We start from the raw sequence: 16137 nt of genomic DNA, 5'->3' as shown, positions 1-16137 counted from the left end.
AAATAAAGCATCAATGAAAAAACTTCTCATTATTTTAGGTTTAGCTGCTATACAATATACCTATAGCCAGGATACTCTTAAAGTCGATAAGAACCCTGAAGAAATTGTGACTGAAAAAGATCCTTTGGATATCGGCGAGCTTAAAATCAATCTGAATTCAAAAGGAGACAAATGGCTGAAATTTGGTATTTCGAGTCAGATTTGGCTACGTAGTATTGATAATAACCCTGGAACTTTAGTGAATGGGGTTCCTCAAGAACAAACCTATGATGCCGGAATCCGAAGAATGAGATTAACGATTCAAAGTCAACTGACACCGTTTTATTCTATCTTTTTACAAATGGGAATCAACAATCAGTCTTTTATTTCGGGAGGTGGAACGGGTACTGGAAATAATGGTGCCGGAAAAAAAGCCCCATTCTTTTTTCACGATGCTTATAATGAATTGGCCATTATTCCGAGAAATGATTTTCAGACTGGAAAGCCCAATAAAAACAATTTGTATCTGGGAGCAGGACTTCACTCATGGAATGGTGTCAGCAGATTAACCAATGCAAGTACTACGAAAATGCTGGCTGGTGATATTCCGGTTTTTAATTTTCCTGCTATAGAAATTGCCGATCAGTTTTCAAGACAATTTGGTATTTTCGTTCATGGAGAATTTGATAGATTAAATTATAGATTTAGTGTGAACAAACCTTTTGCAACTAATTTAAAACCTGCTATTGGAGGACCTGCTGTAGATAATAATCAAAGTGGGAAATTGTCTTATTCAGGATATGCATTTTATCAGTTTTTTAATAAAGAAACTACCGTAACCTCTTTTCTTCCCGGAAATAATCTTGCAGCTAAAAAAATATTAAACTTTGGAGCAGGCTTTTATACCACTAAGGATGCCACTCAATCTCAACCTTCAGAAAATGTTTTTGAATCTCATGATGCCAATGTTTTTGGCGCAGATGTTTATTCAGAACTTCCATTAGGAAATAAGAATAAGGAAATGGGATTAACCTTATATTCTGTTTATTATAATTACAACTATGGTCCGAATTATTTAAGGGTAAGCGGGCTTCTGAATCCAGGTACTCCAGATCCACAATTTACAGGACAAAAGGCATTAGAAGGAGCAGGAAATAACAGAGTTTTGATGGGAACAGGAAATATCTGGTTTTCTCAAGTGGGTTTTGTTCTTCCTAAATTCAGTAAGATCCTGAAAGTACAGCCCTTCTTTAACTATGCATTGAAAGATATGAAAGCGCTTAACCAAAGTGGAAGCTATTATGATGTGGGTGCCAATTTCTATTTATATGGTCAGAATGCAAGAATAGTTGCGCAATACAGCAGCAGACCACTATATGATCTGACATCGAAAACAATTTTTGACAGAAAAGGAGAATTCTTATTGTCTTTGCAAATTATACTTTAAAAAATTTAATATATTACCCCTATGAATACGACTCAAATTACAACCGCCCAAAGGATCAAAGCCATCGTTGGTGGTTCCATTGGAAATCTTGTAGAATGGTATGATTGGTATGCCTATGCAGCCTTTGCCATTTATTTTTCCAATTCATTTTTCCCGGATTCGGATCTTAATGCTCAACTGATGAATACTGCAGGGATATTTGCAGTAGGATTTCTAATGCGTCCTATTGGAGGATGGCTTTTTGGAAGTATTGCCGATAAGATCGGAAGAAAAAAAGCAATGACCCTTTCCGTTTTACTGATGTCATTTGGTTCTTTGCTTATTGCCCTTACCCCGACCTATGAAACCATAGGTATTTTGGCACCCATCTTACTTTTAATTGCTAGATTATTGCAAGGGTTAAGTGTAGGTGGAGAATATGGAGTTTCAGCAACGTACCTCAGTGAGATGGCCACCGAAGACAGACGGGGCTTTTATTCAAGCTTTCAATATGTAACGCTTATTGGTGGTCAGCTGATTGCACTGGGAATTCAGTTGGTTTTACAAAAATTGCTTTTAACGGAGGCACAGTTGGAAGATTGGGGTTGGAGGATACCTTTTATCATCGGAGCAGCCCTATCGATTATCGCTTTATATTTACGGGCTAACCTTCATGAAACGGAAGCTTTTGAAAATAAAAAGGAAGTAAGCGATAAGAAAAAAGGAACTATTACTGAGCTTCTTAAACATCCCAAAGCTCTTCTTACTGTTGTAGGGTTAACTTTAGGAGGAACATTAGCTTTCTATACCTACACTACCTATATGCAGAAATTCCTTGTGAATACCGTTCATCTCACAAAAGAACAATCTACACTGATCTCTTTTATCTCCTTATTTATTTTCGCATGCCTCCAACCGGTTTTTGGTGGCTTATCAGACAGGATTGGAAGAAGACCATTGCTTTTAGGATTTGGAATTTTAGGAACCCTTTGTACTGTACCCCTGCTTACTGCCTTGAGTACAACAACTTCCATGTGGGGTGCATTCTTTTTAATTATGATCGCTTTAATTATAGTAAGTGGTTATACTTCGATTAATGCTGTAGTAAAGGCAGAACTTTTCCCATCCGAAGTACGGGCACTTGGCGTTGGTCTACCTTACGCTTTAACAGTCGCTATTTTTGGAGGAACGGCAGAATATATTGCTCTTTGGCTTAAACAATCTAATATGGAGTCTTACTTTTATTGGTATATCACAGCGTGTATATTCTTTTCATTGGTCGTATATGCCCGAATGAAAGACACCAAAGAAACATCAACATTAAATAAGGATTAAATACATATCCCATTAATAAGACGCGCCACAGAAATTCTGTGGCGCGTCTTTTATTTTTATTTTAGCTATAAGCTTGTCTGAATTTGACGATAAGATCATCTAAATTGTGACGCTGCACATAGATTGTTTTCACCTCCTCATATTTGGGAGACTTATAAAATACTTCATGAAAGTCCATGCTTCCATTTCCTACTTTTACTACTTTTTGTACTTCGATATTCAATTTTCTCAATTCGTCTTTTAGAACTTGAAATTCGTCTTGTATATTGTTCATCATATTTTTGGATTTAATTAAAAAAACGGCTACTTTATTTACAACACCCCCACTATCTTCATGGGGCAATTATAAATTCTTACTAAATTTAGTGAATTTTCTAATACAAACACTAGGTTTCACTAAAATTTTATTAATTCCTATACGATGCAAAAACTATACCTATTATTATAGGGATTACATAATATTTTTTAAAAAAACCGAAGTTAACTTACAGGAAATGAGGACTAACAACCAAAACTTGACTTTACTTCATTAAATGTGATTTTAAAATTTCCAGAATCCAAGGGCATTTCCAAGCATTTCACATAATATTTTAAATTAATTTAAAAATTTTGTAACATTTTAAAAGGTGTCGTATCTAAAAGATAAATTAACCATTAAAAATTAGAAAAAAATGAAAAAACTAACTTTCTTAGCCGTGATATTATTATTTCTAGCATTATGTGCTAATGTATTTGGACAGATAAAATCATTTCCATTTGAGGTAAAAAAAACAGGACAGGGGAAACAATCATTAATTTTCATTCCAGGTTTTGCTTCTTCAGGTGATGTATGGAAAGAAACAACAGCAAAATTCGAAAAGAACTTTACATGTTATACATTAACAATGGCAGGATTCGCAGGAGTAAAACCACAGTCTGACGCTACTTTTAAAAACTGGGAAAGTAAAATTGCAGAATATATTGCAGATAATAAGATCGATAAACCCATTATCATTGGCCACAGTATGGGTGGCGGTCTGGCATTGGCTCTTGCTGCCGACTATCCAACATTAATCGGCAAAATAGTAGTGGTGGATGCTCTACCCTGCTTATCAGCATTAATGAACCCTTCTTTTACATCTAAAGAAAATAATGATTGTTCCCCAATGATCAGTAAAATGACTGCTATGACAGATGAACAGTTTCACCAAATGCAGGTAAAATCCATTCCACAGCTTTTGGCAGATACTACCATGCAGGAGACTGTTATTGGTTGGAGCGATCGATCAGACCGAGAAACTTTTGCTAAAATGTATTGTGACTTTTCAAATACAGACCTAAGGGAAAAAATAAAAACCATTCAGTGTCCTTCCCTTATTTTATTAGAATCTTATTTTGCTAATTTTAAGCCAGCCATGGAAGATCAATATAAAAATATGAAAAATGCTAATTTACTATACTCTACAAAAGGATTACACTTTATTATGTACGATGATAAAGAATGGTATTTCACCCAATTGAATAATTTCTTATTACCAAAGTAATGGCATTTGAAGAGATTTATCAGCTGTATTGGCAAAAAATATTCCGCCTATGCATGGGATATGTGAACGATTCTGATTCTGCCCAGGATCTGGCTCAGGAAACATTTATCATCGTCTGGCAGCAACTTCCAAAATTTAGAAATGAATCCAGTATTGGAACCTGGATATTCAGGATAGCTTCAAACAATTGTCTGCGACAGATTGAAAAAGAAAAGCGGTTTACAAAAGGTGATCTGCCCATCAATCTGGAGGAGAAAAAACAAGAGTCTTTGGAAACCGAAATACAGCTTCTTTATCAATTTATTTCAGAGCTTCCGGAAACAGACCGTATCATCATTTCTTTGGAATTAGAAGACTTAAAACAGGCGGAAATAGCTAATATCGTTGGACTTTCAGAATCCAATGTAAGAGTAAAAATTCATAGGATAAAAGAAAAATTAACTCAAAAGTTTAAGGAACATGGAACCCACTAATATAGATTTTAAAAACATCTGGCAAAAACAAAAGGTCAGTGAGCCCAATTTTGAAGATTTGCTACGAAAATTAAAACAGTTTAAAAATAAAAGTTTGCGGAAATTGATCATTACAAACATTTTATTACTGTTGACAAGTGTCGGTATTGGCTTGATCTGGTATCATTATCAACCCCAGATGATCACTACAAAAATTGGAATTGTTCTTATTATTTTGGCTATGGCTATTTATCTATTTGCTTATAATAAACTATTTTCACTTTTCTATGTAACTGACAGCACGCAAACGAACAGCGAATATTTGCAAAGTCTTTATGTACTGAAAAGCAAACAGGGATTTATGCAAACAACGATGATGAATCTGTATTTCATCATGTTATCGACCGGAATATGCTTATATATGTATGAATATGCTTCACGAATGACTATTTTCATGGCTGTTTTCGCTTATGGGGTTACCTTGATCTGGATAGGATTTAACTGGTTTTATGTAAGACCAAAGACTATAAAAAAACAACAGACCCAACTTAACGAATTAATTAAAAAATTTGAAGATATCAACAAACAACTAAAAGACTAAAAATAGTTTGATTAAAATATTTTCTTTCATGATGTCTTTTGTAATTTAGTCCCTGCTAAAAACATCATTACTTATGGGCTCGCCAACGAATAAAAATCACTGGGACACAGTATATGAAACTAAAAACCCTGATCAAGTAAGCTGGACGCAGGAAAGACCTGAAACTTCACTCAACTTTATTGCTTCTTTTGGACTTGGAAAAGATGCTAGAATAATTGACATTGGCGGTGGCGACAGTAACCTTATTGACTGTTTACTTGATGAGGGATATCAGGATATTACTTTACTTGACATTTCTGAAAAAGCATTGGAAAAAGTAAAAATTAGATTGGGAGACAGAGCAAAAAAAGTAACATTTATTGCGACAGATATAACAGAATTCAAGCCAGATCATCACTATGACATTTGGCATGACAGAGCTACTTTTCATTTTTTAACGGAACAAGAACAAATTTTGAAATACCTCAGCATTACAGAAAAAAATGTAAAAGGATTTTTAATATTGGGTACTTTTTCAAAAAATGGACCGACAAAATGCAGTGGATTGGAAATTAAGCAATATGATGAAGAATCTATGACAGGACAATTTGAAACTCATTTTGAAAAAATAGAATGTACTTCAATAGATCATACTACTCCTTTCAATACGATTCAAAATTTCACATTCTGTAGTTTTAAAAAACGATAGCAGGACACATTTCGTTATAATGTTTCTCGTTCTCGCTATTTTTCAAGTAATATAATCAAAATGAAAAATTTTCTTCTTGTCTTTTTTTTATCTGTATTTTCTTTGTTTTCTGCTCAGGATTCGATAAAAGCCCCAACACCTATTACAAAAGATACAAAATTCGGATTAGCACTCAGTGGGGGTGGCGCCAAGGGATTTGCACATCTAGGAATATTAAAAACGATAGATTCACTCGGTATAAAAGTAGATTATATTACCGGAACCAGTATGGGTGGAATTCTTGGTGGGCTTTATGCAATGGGATACAATGGAGATCAGTTAAAAAAAATGGTGTATGGCATGAACTGGAAAAGGATTCTAAGTAATAAAATTCCATATAACCAGGTCAATATAAGTGAAAAAGATGAGTACAATAAATATATCCTTGAATTTCCCGTTAATGATGGGCGCCCTTCTTTGCCAAGTTCTTATATAGAAGGTCAGTACATGAGTGAAGTACTTAATACGCTTACCTTTCCTGCAAAACATATCAATGACTTCAGCAAACTACGTATTCCTGTAGAGCTTACCTCATCGGACATTGTAAATGGAGGATTGGTTATGCAGAAAAAAGGGTCTCTCGCATTGGCTATACGTTCTACATTGGCTATACCCGCAGCTTTTGCGCCCGTTTATATTGATGGAAAACTTCTTGTAGATGGAGGACTTGATAGAAATTTTCCCGTAAAGGAAGTAAAAGATATGGGCGCTGATTATATTATCGGTGGTTACACGGGATTCAGGCTTTTCACAAAAGAAGAAATCAAGAACCCAATGAAAATGATCTATCAGACTCACGCATTTCATTCTGTTCAGGACTTCAATGAACAAAAGAAAACCTCTGATATCCTCGTCGATTTTGTAACACCGCTTAATGATTATACCACCAAGGATTTCAGAAAATATAAAGAGATCATTAAAATAGGTGAACAGGAAGCTAAAAGACATCTTCCTGAATTTATAGCCCTTGCCAATGAACAGCGAAGACTGGGAATTATTTATGATCATCAGCTTATCGAAGAGGTAAAAAAGCCAACTATACAATTTACATATAGTGAAGACAATGGTACACCAATCACTAATCTATCAGAAATTGAAGCAATAAAAAGCCTGATGGGATTAAAGGAAGGCATATATTATGATGCAAAAACAATTAATGCAGCAATTGACAGAGTTTTTGGAGTGCGACAGTATGATAGGGTTTATTATACCTACACCGATTCTGAAAATGGATTAATTATGAATATTTTCGTAAAAAGATCGGCTCCCAGCAACCTAAAATTAGCCCTTCATTACGATAATGAACAATCTGTAGGGATTATATTAAATTACACTTACCGTGATTATGCGGAAGGAAAATTTCGAGCATTGGCTACTGTTGATATTTCAGAACGTTTTAAAGCACGCTTACAGTTTCAGAAGTTTCTGGATACTGATTATCACTGGTGGGTAAGTATGGAAGGGAATATTTCATTTTTAAAAAGTAATGATCTCCTGCTAAGATTTTCTGATAACAATGACGCAGAGAATAATTTGTTTTTTCCAAATTATATTTATAGAAACATCAAGGCTAATACAGCCATAAATTATTCTATCCATCCAAATACAATGGCTTCATTTGGATTAGAGTTCAATGCAGAAAAGCTGAACAGATCTGTCGACAGAATTAGTCAGACCTTTACCGATTTATACAGCAAAAAAGTCTACTATCACACCAACCTCGATCTATTCTTTAAATTTAATCAAAACAGTTTTAATACAAGGTATTATCCAACCTCAGGAAATAATTTACAGTTTATTACAAAATACTATTTCGGAGATCAGCACGATTTATACGATCTAAAGGAAATACAGCCGCAATTATATGAATATTTAAACCCGGGAACTGATGGATATTATAAACCGAAGAATCTTATTACTTTAACCCTTAATGAGAATTATATCATTCCCATCAATAAAAAGGTATCTGTAAAGGCAAGTGCTTTTTTAGGAACCAATTTTTCACCTCAGACTTTAGGATCTTCAGAAGGTATGCCTTACCTATTTCTGAACCAGAAATTTAACCTTGGTGGAAGTGAATTTAATTTTGATGGTATGAGTCCTGAATTTAATGGTTTCAGACAAAAAGAGGTTCCCATAAATTCTGTTGCGAAAGTTGGACTAGAAGTTCAATATAGATTTTACCATAAGTTATATCTTACCCCTTCTTTTCATTATGCAGCGATTAGTGATGAGCTTTCTCCTTTTAAAAGTAATGCCAAGCTAATTGGTTATGGACTAAATCTTGGTTATGAATCTATTTTAGGACCTATTAACTTCAATATATCAAGAAATGATGCTCTTAATTTCTGGAGGGCTTATTTCAGTATTGGTTTTAAATTCTAATTTTCACCTTAGCAATTAAAAAATGAAATTAAAGAAGATCGGATTGGTAGGCGGAATCAGTTGGGTATCCACCTTAGATTATTATACATTCATTAATGAGGGAATCAATAATAAGTTGGGTGGATTAAACTTTGCCGAATGCATCATTTACTCATTGAACTTTGGGGATATCCAGGAAAAAACCTGGGAAAATTCTTATGAACTTCTGCTTAATGCCTGCGAAAGCCTAAAGAAAAGCGGTGCTGAAGCAATTGTTTTATGTGCTAATACAGCCCATTTATTTGCTGATAAATTAGAAGAACAGATTCAATTGCCATTCATAAACATCATCTCTGAAACTGCAAAATCTATTAATAAGGCTGGCTTGAAAACCATAGGACTTTTAGGCACCAAATTCACGATGGAAATGGATTTTTACAGCACTAAATTAGAAAGCTTTGGAATACAGGTACTGACCCCTGAAACACAAGAAGTGCGAGACTATATTCAACATACCGTAAAGGAAGAATTGGGAAGAGGAATTGTAAACCATCATACTAAAGAAAAATATCTGGAGATCATCCAGGATCTGATTAAAAGAGGTGCCGAAGGAATTATTTTAGGCTGTACAGAAATTCCTTTACTTCTTAACCAAAATGATTTTTCAATCCCTGTTTTTGACACTACAAAAATTCATTCTGAAGCCATTATTGAATATGCAATATCTTCCTAATATCACCTCTTAGGCACTTCAGAGGGCTTTTAAATTATTTCCCATAGTATTGATATTTTTGTTTAATTTTAATAATATTTTATTAACACCATTAACAAATATATTATGAAAAAACTATTATTCTCTGTTATTCTTGGTTTCTCGTGCACTACTTTTTATGCACAGAAAACCGAGTTAGTAGAATGCGGAACCGATGAATTAATGCGAAAACATTATCAGAGATTTCCGGAAGAAAAAGCCAGAGACGATGCTTTTAATTTAGAATTATCAAAACTGATCAAAAGTGGAAAACTAGCATCAACTATCGACAAAAATCAAGTCTATGAAATTCCTATCGTAGTTCATGTCGTAGGCGACGGAAGTGCTATAGGTACGGTAAACAACAAATCCGATGCTGATATTATTGCTTGGGTAAATTACACGAACGGTGTTTTCGCAGGAAATTCCTCCAGCGGTATGTCACCTTCCAGTGCTATATTGCCTGTAAAGTTTGTTTTTGCTAAAATCAGCCCCAGTTGTGCAACAACGAATGGAATCAACAGGATCAACGCATCAAATCTCCCTAAGTATGTAAGTGGCGGCGTAAATAATGACAATACCACCAATGCCGTAACTGCATCTGAAATTACAGCCATGGGAATGTGGGATACCAGCAAATATTACAATATCTACGTCGTTAAAAAATTAGCATCCAACTCTGGAACTCTTAATGGTTTTGCCTATTATCCTGGCGGAAGCAATGATTATGCATTTATGTCCACCAGTGCATCTGCTGTTAATGCCCAAACATTGGCACATGAATTTGGACACGCCCTAGGACTTCGCCACACTCATGAAGGCTTTAATGACTCCACTGGCGCATGTCCCACCAATACAGATTGTACATTACAGGGAGACCTGGTATGTGATACAGAACCTATGAAGAGCCTCTATCATTCTTCTGTTCCTTTTACGTGTCAGACAGGGCAGATCAATCCTTGTACAAGTCTAACCTATGCAGGAGGTGAAAGAAATGTAATGTCTTATACTTTCTGTTTCAGGGATTTATTTACCAACGGCCAATCTGACAGGGCAACAGCACAGCTTTTACAATACAGACAATCACTTATAAATTCTCCTGTAGGTAATGCAACTCCTCCTAACAACACGGTATCTTTAACAACAGCTTGTATACCGACAACCATTACCAATCCAGGAAATTTCAATATCGGAATTACATCCGTTAAGTTTGGAAGCATTAATAATTATTCAACCAATTTTAAGGCCGTATCTAACAATTTCTATGAAAATTTCACAGGAAATTATTGCTTAGGCGCATCAAAAACATCCATACCTTCAGGCTCTCCAACAACCCTCACGATTGCTCCCGGAGCAAATAACCCACATATAATTAAAGCATACATCGATTATAATAATGATGGCCAGTTCAATGAAACAACAGAATTGGTTCTTAACCAGAGTAATATAGCAAGTGGAACTACTGCGACCGCAGCTGTTACTCCACCATCGAACGCTGTCGTTAATAAAGCTTTAAGAATGCGTGTGATCGGTGAATATAATGGTACTGCGGTGACTTCATGTTATACCCCAAAATATGGACAAGTGGAAGATTATTCAGTTATTATTCAGCCCCGAACTTTATCCACTAAAAATAATATGATTGAAAACAGGACAACTATTTCCCAGATAGAAAATACAGTCCAAATAAACAGTGATATAAAAATTGTTTCACTCACCATCTATGATTCTTCAGGAAGAATGCTGATCAACCAAACCAACATCAGATCAACTGAAGTAACGGTTCCAATTAATGCTAAAAATGTTGTCGTTATAGTACGTGCAACACTGGAAAATGGAAAAGTGATCACCCAAAAATTAAGATTCTAAAAACACAAAAAAAGAGAGCTGGTTTTCAGCTCTCTTTTTATATCTATTAAATTCTATTTATTTTATTTTGAAGCTTCACTCTCTGCTTCCATTTCAACCTCATGTCTCAGCTGAGCTTTATACAAAGTAGAATAATATCCATTTTTATTAAGCAATTCCATATGTTTTCCCTCCTCAACAATTTTACCATGCTCCATGACAATGATCTTATCTGCTTTCTCAATTGTTGAAAGCCTGTGGGCAATGATAATAGAAGTTCTGTTTTTGGTAATTTTTTCGGTTGCCCTTTGAATCAGCTTCTCACTTTCATGGTCAATAGAAGATGTAGCTTCATCAAGGATAAGAATTTTGGGATCTGATAAATAAGCCCTTAAGAAAGACAACAACTGTCTCTGACCTAAAGATATCGATGAACCTCTTTCACTTACTACATAATCATATCCACCCGGAAGCTGCTGAATAAATTCATCTACTTCAATCTCTTTAGCACCTGCTTTTATTTTTTCTAATGTAACAGAATCATCTCCGAATGCAAGGTTTTCAAAGATACTTCCGTGGAATAAGAAAACATCCTGCAATACCACCCCTATATGACTTCTTAGATTATATAGCTCATAATCTTTAAGTTCCACATCATCAATAAAAATTTCCCCGGAATTAATATCATATAGTCTTGTGATCAAACTGATGATCGTAGATTTTCCAGCTCCAGTAGCTCCCACAATCGCTACAGTTTCTCCAGGATTTACTTTAAAATTTATTCCTTTTAAAACTTCCTGTTTCTCATCATAGGCAAAACGAACATCTTTAAACTCGATTTTACCATCAAAATGATCTTTCTTAATGGTACCATGATTAGGCATTGCATAATCTTCATCCATTACCCCCAAAACCCTTTCTGCTCCAACAATTCCACGTTGAATATTATTAAAACGATCCGCTATTTGTCGCAACGGACGAATCAACATTGAGATATATTGAATAAACGCAATAACTACCCCTGCACTAATTGTAATGTATCCACCATAAAAAAGAATGAATCCGATAAATAATGAAGAAATAAGTTCTACTACAGGAAAGAATAATGAGAAAATGAAAACAGTTTTCAATAAAGCGCCTTTCAGCGTAATATTGATATCATCAAATTTTTTGAATTCTGCTTGCTGCCTGTTGAAAACCTGAATAATGGGCATCCCTGCTAATCTTTCCTGAACAAAAGAGTTTTGGTTCGCTGTCCATGTTCTTTCATCTCCAAAAGCTTTCTTCAGTCTCTTTTGAAAGAATCTCGTGATCAACACCATTAAAGGGAGAATTGCAAGGGTAATATAACTCAAATGAACATTGGTACTGAACATCATCACCAATACAAACACAATTCTCAGTATATCTCCAAAAACCATCAGGAAACCATCTGTATATACAGTAGCAATGGTTTCAACATCACCAACAGCACGTGTTACCAATTGCCCAATTGGAGTTTTATCAAAAAATGATGTCCTGAAATAGATAAGTTTAGCATACAGCCTTTCTCTTATATCCCTGATTACATTCTGAGAAATATAGTTGGAGAAATACACCAAAAAGAAATTTAAAACAGTTTCAGCAAAAACCAATCCCACTAAAATGTAGATATGCTTCATCATTAAAGCTTTATCCTGCAGTTTCGTGATATCGTTATCTACAACCTGCATTGTAAGATAAGGTCTGTAAGTAGAAACTATTGATAGTATAATAGAAATTATTAGGGTAAGGATAAACCAAGAACGAAATTTCATTCCGATAAAGAAGAGCCTTTTAATAATTCCCCAGGTATCTTGTTTTTTCATTGTACAAATTGAAGAAAGAATTCAATTAAATTCTTTGCAAAAATAACACTTTATAATTTGAAAGCGGGAACAACTTATTCAAATAGTAATAGAAAATTTCTGATACCTATTATTTAAAATATGAATATCCTGTCATTACATATTCGTCATTTTCAACCCAAATATCCATCACACATACGATGGATAAATACAATGACAGATAAGTATTTATATATTTTCTTTAATGCCTATTTCTTCAATCTCTAAACTAGGTTTCTTCATAACTTCTTTCTTAAACTTTTTTTCAAGAAGTTGATAAATACCCCAGACCGCAACTATAGCAAATATCCAGCTTATAACATTAACCAGTGTAAAACCACTATAGTTATTATCTTCCAGAGAACCGGGATTCGTAATCGCAGTATAAACGCCGTAGCATAAAAGAAACACTACCTGAAATCCCAAGTAGATACCAATCGCCAAAAGCCCAAAATGCCATTTTGTTTTTCCAAATTTCTCGGCCAGCCCCGCGTAATATCTATAGGCTCCTATCAGAATAAAAATTGACATCATAGTTATTATTTTTTAGTTTTATTTTAAAATTCGTAGCCTACATCAACAAGAAAGAGACCCTGAGCCGGAGCAGAAGTTCCAGCAGAATTACGGTTTTTATCTTCAATAACTTTTCTTAAATCTTCGGGTTTTATTTTTCCGGCACCAATCTCTACCATTGTTCCAACAATTGCCCGTACCATATTTCTGAGAAAACGATTGGCAGAAACAGTAAACTTTAATTCATTCCCGTTTTGCTCCCATTCTGCTTTATACATTTTGCAGATATTGGTTTTATTATCTGTTTTCAATTTAGCAAAACTTGTAAAATCTTCGTATTCAAATAAAATTTTACAAGCTTCATTCATCGCCTCCACATTTAAAGATCTTCTCCACATCTGCCATGCAGAATCTATTGTAAAAGGATTTTTTTCCAAAGAAATATAATACTCATAAGTTCTATAAGTAGCATCAAATCGCGCATGGAAATCATCTTTTACCGGAAAAATTCTTTTAATGGAAATATCTGGTGGAAGAAAGCTGTTTAGTTTATGGGAAAGCTGATCATTTAAAACTTCTTCAGTATCAAAATGAGCAAACATTTTTTTAGCGTGAACACCAGTATCCGTTCTTCCGGCACCCGTCATTTTAATTTCTTCCCTTAAAATTGTGGAAAGTGCTTTTTCTAATTCTTCCTGTACAGAATTAGCATCCGGCTGGATCTGATAACCGAAATAATTTTTCCCGTTGTAAGAAAACTCTATAAAGTACCTCAATGTAATAGAATAACTCCACAAAAATACTTTAATTTTATTAAATATTTGTTGAAAAGTCATTGAGAATATTAAACAAAATCCTCTTGAAAATTACTATTTTTGCAATCGTATGAAAAGATGGTACCTTTATCCCTTCTCTGTAGGTTATCATTTGGTAACGGGTATCCGAAACACAATGTATGATCTGGGGATCTTTAAATCTACGAAATTCAAAACACCGATCATCAATGTCGGTAACTTGTCTGTTGGCGGAAGTGGAAAATCACCAATGGTGATGTACCTTGCCCAATATCTATCTAAACATTATAGAACCGGTGTTCTTTCACGCGGCTATGGCAGACTTACAAAAGGTTATGAAATAACGAATTATGACAGCAACTATAAAATGGTTGGTGATGAAGCTATGCAGTTATTCGAACGTTTTAAGAACCGGTTTGTAATTGCCGTTTCTGAAGAAAGAGTTCCTGGTGCTAAAAAAGTGATTGAGGATATGGATCTCGATGTTTTGGTGCTTGATGATGCACTGCAGCACAGAGCGATCAAAGCTGGTTTCAATATTTTGATGACCGATTTTAATGATCCTTATTTTAAAGATCATCTTCTTCCTGCAGGAGACTTAAGAGAATCGAGAGGCGGAGTAAAAAGAGCAGATATCATTATGGTCAGTAAATGTCCTGACGAATTGACTGAGGAAACCAAACAGTATTACATTTCGAGAATAAGACCTGATCGTTATCAGAAAGTATTCTTTTCATCTATAGGATATGACGAAAATGTATATGGGAAAGAAAAAATGCTTCCTGACAACAACCTTAATTATTATGATATTCTTTTCATTACAGGAATTGCAAATCCAAAACCTCTATTAGAACATTTGGCTAAATTTTCCAATAGAGTAAAACATTTAAAATTCAGGGATCATCATAATTTTTCTGACGACGATATCAAAAAAATTGTTGCTGAATATAAAAAATTAGGTGAATACAAATTAATCCTTACAACGGAAAAAGATTATGTCCGTTTAAAAAGCTTTGACTATCTTAGAGATATTGTTTACTACTGGCCTATCAATGTGATCATTGATAAAAAGGAAGAGTTTAACCAAATCATCTTAGATTATGTTAGAAAAAATCACGGAAACCGTTAATTTCATTAAAAATATTATTCGGGATACCCCTGAATTTGCTATTGTTTTAGGATCGGGATTAGGAAAACTACAGGATGAAGTTGAACCTATTCATATATTAGAATATAAAGACATTCCCAACTTTCCTCAAACTACCGTGGCTGGTCATGAAGGTCAATTAATTTATGGAATTTTAGAAGGTAAAAAAGTTTTGATGATGAGTGGTCGTTTTCATTATTATGAAGGCTATTCTATGGAAACTGTTGTATTTCCTATCCGTGTTTTTCATCTATTAGGAATCAAAAACCTTCTTCTTTCTAATGCTGCAGGAGGAGTAAATCCCAATTATAATGTAGCAGATATTGTATTTTTAAAAGACCATATCAATATGATGCCTGAGCATCCTCTTAGAGGCAAAAACATTGATGAATTCGGACCTCGCTTTGTTGATATGAGCGAGCCTTACAATAAAAAAATGATCGCTGTAGCAGAAAAGGCAGCTTCTGAACATAATATTAAAATTCATCAGGGAGTTTATGTAGGTCTGCAAGGTCCAACTTTTGAAACGCCTGCAGAATATGGAATGATAAAAGCGATAGGTGGTGACATGGTTGGAATGAGCACCGTTCCTGAAGTTATCGTTGCCAAACATATGGATATGAATGTCTTTTGTGTTTCTATTATTACCGATCTTGGAGGCCCGGATGTTGCTTTCGCTGTATCACATGAAGAAGTTCTGAATGCAGCCAACAAAGCAATGCCTAATGTAATTACGGTTGTAAAAGGCTTGGTTAAAAACTTTCAATAATTCTTTTATTGAATTTTCAAATTTCTTAAATTTTTTCTAATTA

15 protein-coding genes are annotated in these 16137 nt (G+C 34.5%); 11 read left to right on the top strand and 4 right to left on the bottom strand.

The window, feature by feature from the left end; all coding sequences use genetic code 11:
- The first annotated feature begins 13 nt into the window (after positions 1-13).
- Complete coding sequence (locus J7E44_RS08555; protein WP_214827929.1) at positions 14-1426, top strand: porin; 1413 nt, start codon at positions 14-16, stop codon at positions 1424-1426.
- 21 nt (positions 1427-1447) lie between these two features.
- Positions 1448-2740, top strand: coding sequence for an MFS transporter (locus tag J7E44_RS08550; RefSeq protein WP_214827926.1), 1293 nt, complete (start codon positions 1448-1450; stop codon positions 2738-2740).
- 61 nt (positions 2741-2801) lie between these two features.
- Here J7E44_RS08550 and J7E44_RS08545 read toward each other — a convergent pair whose 3' ends face one another.
- A complete protein-coding gene (locus tag J7E44_RS08545) occupies positions 2802-3017 on the bottom strand; it encodes a hypothetical protein (protein ID WP_251040529.1) in 216 nt (71 codons plus the stop codon).
- 394 nt (positions 3018-3411) lie between these two features.
- On the opposite strand from J7E44_RS08545, the gene J7E44_RS08540 reads away from it, so the two are divergent.
- The 7 genes from J7E44_RS08540 (at position 3412) to J7E44_RS08510 (ending at position 11027) form a co-directional block, all read left to right on the top strand.
- The gene (locus tag J7E44_RS08540; RefSeq protein ID WP_214827925.1) at positions 3412-4263 is read left to right on the top strand and encodes an alpha/beta fold hydrolase; all 852 of its coding nucleotides are present in this window, start codon (positions 3412-3414) and stop codon (positions 4261-4263) included.
- Positions 4263-4736, top strand: coding sequence for an RNA polymerase sigma factor (locus J7E44_RS08535; protein WP_214827916.1), 474 nt, complete (start codon positions 4263-4265; stop codon positions 4734-4736). Before J7E44_RS08540 ends, J7E44_RS08535 begins: the two co-directional genes overlap by 1 nt.
- Positions 4723-5316, top strand: a complete 594-nt coding sequence (locus tag J7E44_RS08530; protein WP_214827914.1) for a hypothetical protein — start codon at positions 4723-4725, stop codon at positions 5314-5316. The genes J7E44_RS08535 and J7E44_RS08530 overlap by 14 nt, the downstream gene beginning before the upstream one ends.
- A gap of 73 nt (positions 5317-5389) precedes the next feature.
- On the top strand, positions 5390-6004 hold the full coding sequence (locus J7E44_RS08525; RefSeq protein WP_214827911.1) for a class I SAM-dependent methyltransferase: 615 nt from the start codon (positions 5390-5392) through the stop codon (positions 6002-6004).
- A 60-nt stretch (positions 6005-6064) separates the two neighbouring features.
- Positions 6065-8428 carry a patatin-like phospholipase family protein gene (locus J7E44_RS08520; protein ID WP_214827909.1) on the top strand — a complete coding sequence of 788 codons (2364 nt, stop codon included), beginning with the start codon at positions 6065-6067 and terminating at the stop codon, positions 8426-8428.
- 22 nt (positions 8429-8450) lie between these two features.
- Positions 8451-9140: an aspartate/glutamate racemase family protein gene (locus J7E44_RS08515; protein WP_214827907.1), complete on the top strand. Its 690-nt coding sequence runs from the start codon at positions 8451-8453 to the stop codon at positions 9138-9140.
- Between the two features lie 105 nt (positions 9141-9245).
- Positions 9246-11027, top strand: a complete 1782-nt coding sequence (locus J7E44_RS08510; protein WP_214827905.1) for a GEVED domain-containing protein — start codon at positions 9246-9248, stop codon at positions 11025-11027.
- 62 nt (positions 11028-11089) lie between these two features.
- Here the strand turns inward: J7E44_RS08510 and J7E44_RS08505 are convergent, their stop codons facing one another.
- The 3 genes from J7E44_RS08505 to truA all read right to left on the bottom strand — a co-directional run bounded on the left by J7E44_RS08505 (position 11090) and on the right by truA (position 14220).
- Entirely contained in the window at positions 11090-12853 is a 1764-nt protein-coding gene (locus tag J7E44_RS08505) for an ABC transporter ATP-binding protein (RefSeq protein ID WP_214827903.1), read from the bottom strand.
- A 207-nt stretch (positions 12854-13060) separates the two neighbouring features.
- Positions 13061-13405 (bottom strand): hypothetical protein, encoded by a 345-nt coding sequence (locus J7E44_RS08500; RefSeq protein WP_214827901.1) that lies wholly within the window; start codon positions 13403-13405, stop codon positions 13061-13063.
- Positions 13406-13428: 23 nt separating this feature from the next.
- A complete protein-coding gene (truA, locus tag J7E44_RS08495; protein WP_214827899.1) occupies positions 13429-14220 on the bottom strand; it encodes a tRNA pseudouridine(38-40) synthase TruA in 792 nt (263 codons plus the stop codon).
- Between the two features lie 49 nt (positions 14221-14269).
- Here truA and lpxK point away from each other — a divergent pair, with 49 nt between their 5' ends.
- Positions 14270-15307, top strand: coding sequence for a tetraacyldisaccharide 4'-kinase (lpxK, locus tag J7E44_RS08490; protein WP_214827897.1), 1038 nt, complete (start codon positions 14270-14272; stop codon positions 15305-15307).
- Positions 15279-16094 (top strand): purine-nucleoside phosphorylase, encoded by an 816-nt coding sequence (locus J7E44_RS08485; RefSeq protein ID WP_214827895.1) that lies wholly within the window; start codon positions 15279-15281, stop codon positions 16092-16094. Before lpxK ends, J7E44_RS08485 begins: the two co-directional genes overlap by 29 nt.
- The last annotated feature ends 43 nt before the right edge of the window (positions 16095-16137 follow it).

The sequence above is a fragment of the Chryseobacterium sp. ISL-6 genome, from assembly GCF_018613715.1.
Taxonomy (GTDB): Bacteria; Bacteroidota; Bacteroidia; order Flavobacteriales; family Weeksellaceae; genus Chryseobacterium; species Chryseobacterium paludis.
This window is presented reverse-complemented; position numbering and strand designations above follow the sequence as displayed.

Coding starts and splice junctions, on each gene's coding strand:
- J7E44_RS08555 (WP_214827929.1), top strand. CDS start 14: ATGAAAAAACTTCTCATTATTTTAGGTTTAGCTGCTATACAATATACC.
- J7E44_RS08550 (WP_214827926.1), top strand. CDS start 1,448: ATGAATACGACTCAAATTACAACCGCCCAAAGGATCAAAGCCATCGTT.
- J7E44_RS08545 (WP_251040529.1), bottom strand. CDS start 3,017: ATGATGAACAATATACAAGACGAATTTCAAGTTCTAAAAGACGAATTG.
- J7E44_RS08540 (WP_214827925.1), top strand. CDS start 3,412: ATGAAAAAACTAACTTTCTTAGCCGTGATATTATTATTTCTAGCATTA.
- J7E44_RS08535 (WP_214827916.1), top strand. CDS start 4,263: ATGGCATTTGAAGAGATTTATCAGCTGTATTGGCAAAAAATATTCCGC.
- J7E44_RS08530 (WP_214827914.1), top strand. CDS start 4,723: ATGGAACCCACTAATATAGATTTTAAAAACATCTGGCAAAAACAAAAG.
- J7E44_RS08525 (WP_214827911.1), top strand. CDS start 5,390: ATGGGCTCGCCAACGAATAAAAATCACTGGGACACAGTATATGAAACT.
- J7E44_RS08520 (WP_214827909.1), top strand. CDS start 6,065: ATGAAAAATTTTCTTCTTGTCTTTTTTTTATCTGTATTTTCTTTGTTT.
- J7E44_RS08515 (WP_214827907.1), top strand. CDS start 8,451: ATGAAATTAAAGAAGATCGGATTGGTAGGCGGAATCAGTTGGGTATCC.
- J7E44_RS08510 (WP_214827905.1), top strand. CDS start 9,246: ATGAAAAAACTATTATTCTCTGTTATTCTTGGTTTCTCGTGCACTACT.
- J7E44_RS08505 (WP_214827903.1), bottom strand. CDS start 12,853: ATGAAAAAACAAGATACCTGGGGAATTATTAAAAGGCTCTTCTTTATC.
- J7E44_RS08500 (WP_214827901.1), bottom strand. CDS start 13,405: ATGATGTCAATTTTTATTCTGATAGGAGCCTATAGATATTACGCGGGG.
- truA (WP_214827899.1), bottom strand. CDS start 14,220: ATGACTTTTCAACAAATATTTAATAAAATTAAAGTATTTTTGTGGAGT.
- lpxK (WP_214827897.1), top strand. CDS start 14,270: ATGAAAAGATGGTACCTTTATCCCTTCTCTGTAGGTTATCATTTGGTA.
- J7E44_RS08485 (WP_214827895.1), top strand. CDS start 15,279: ATGTTAGAAAAAATCACGGAAACCGTTAATTTCATTAAAAATATTATT.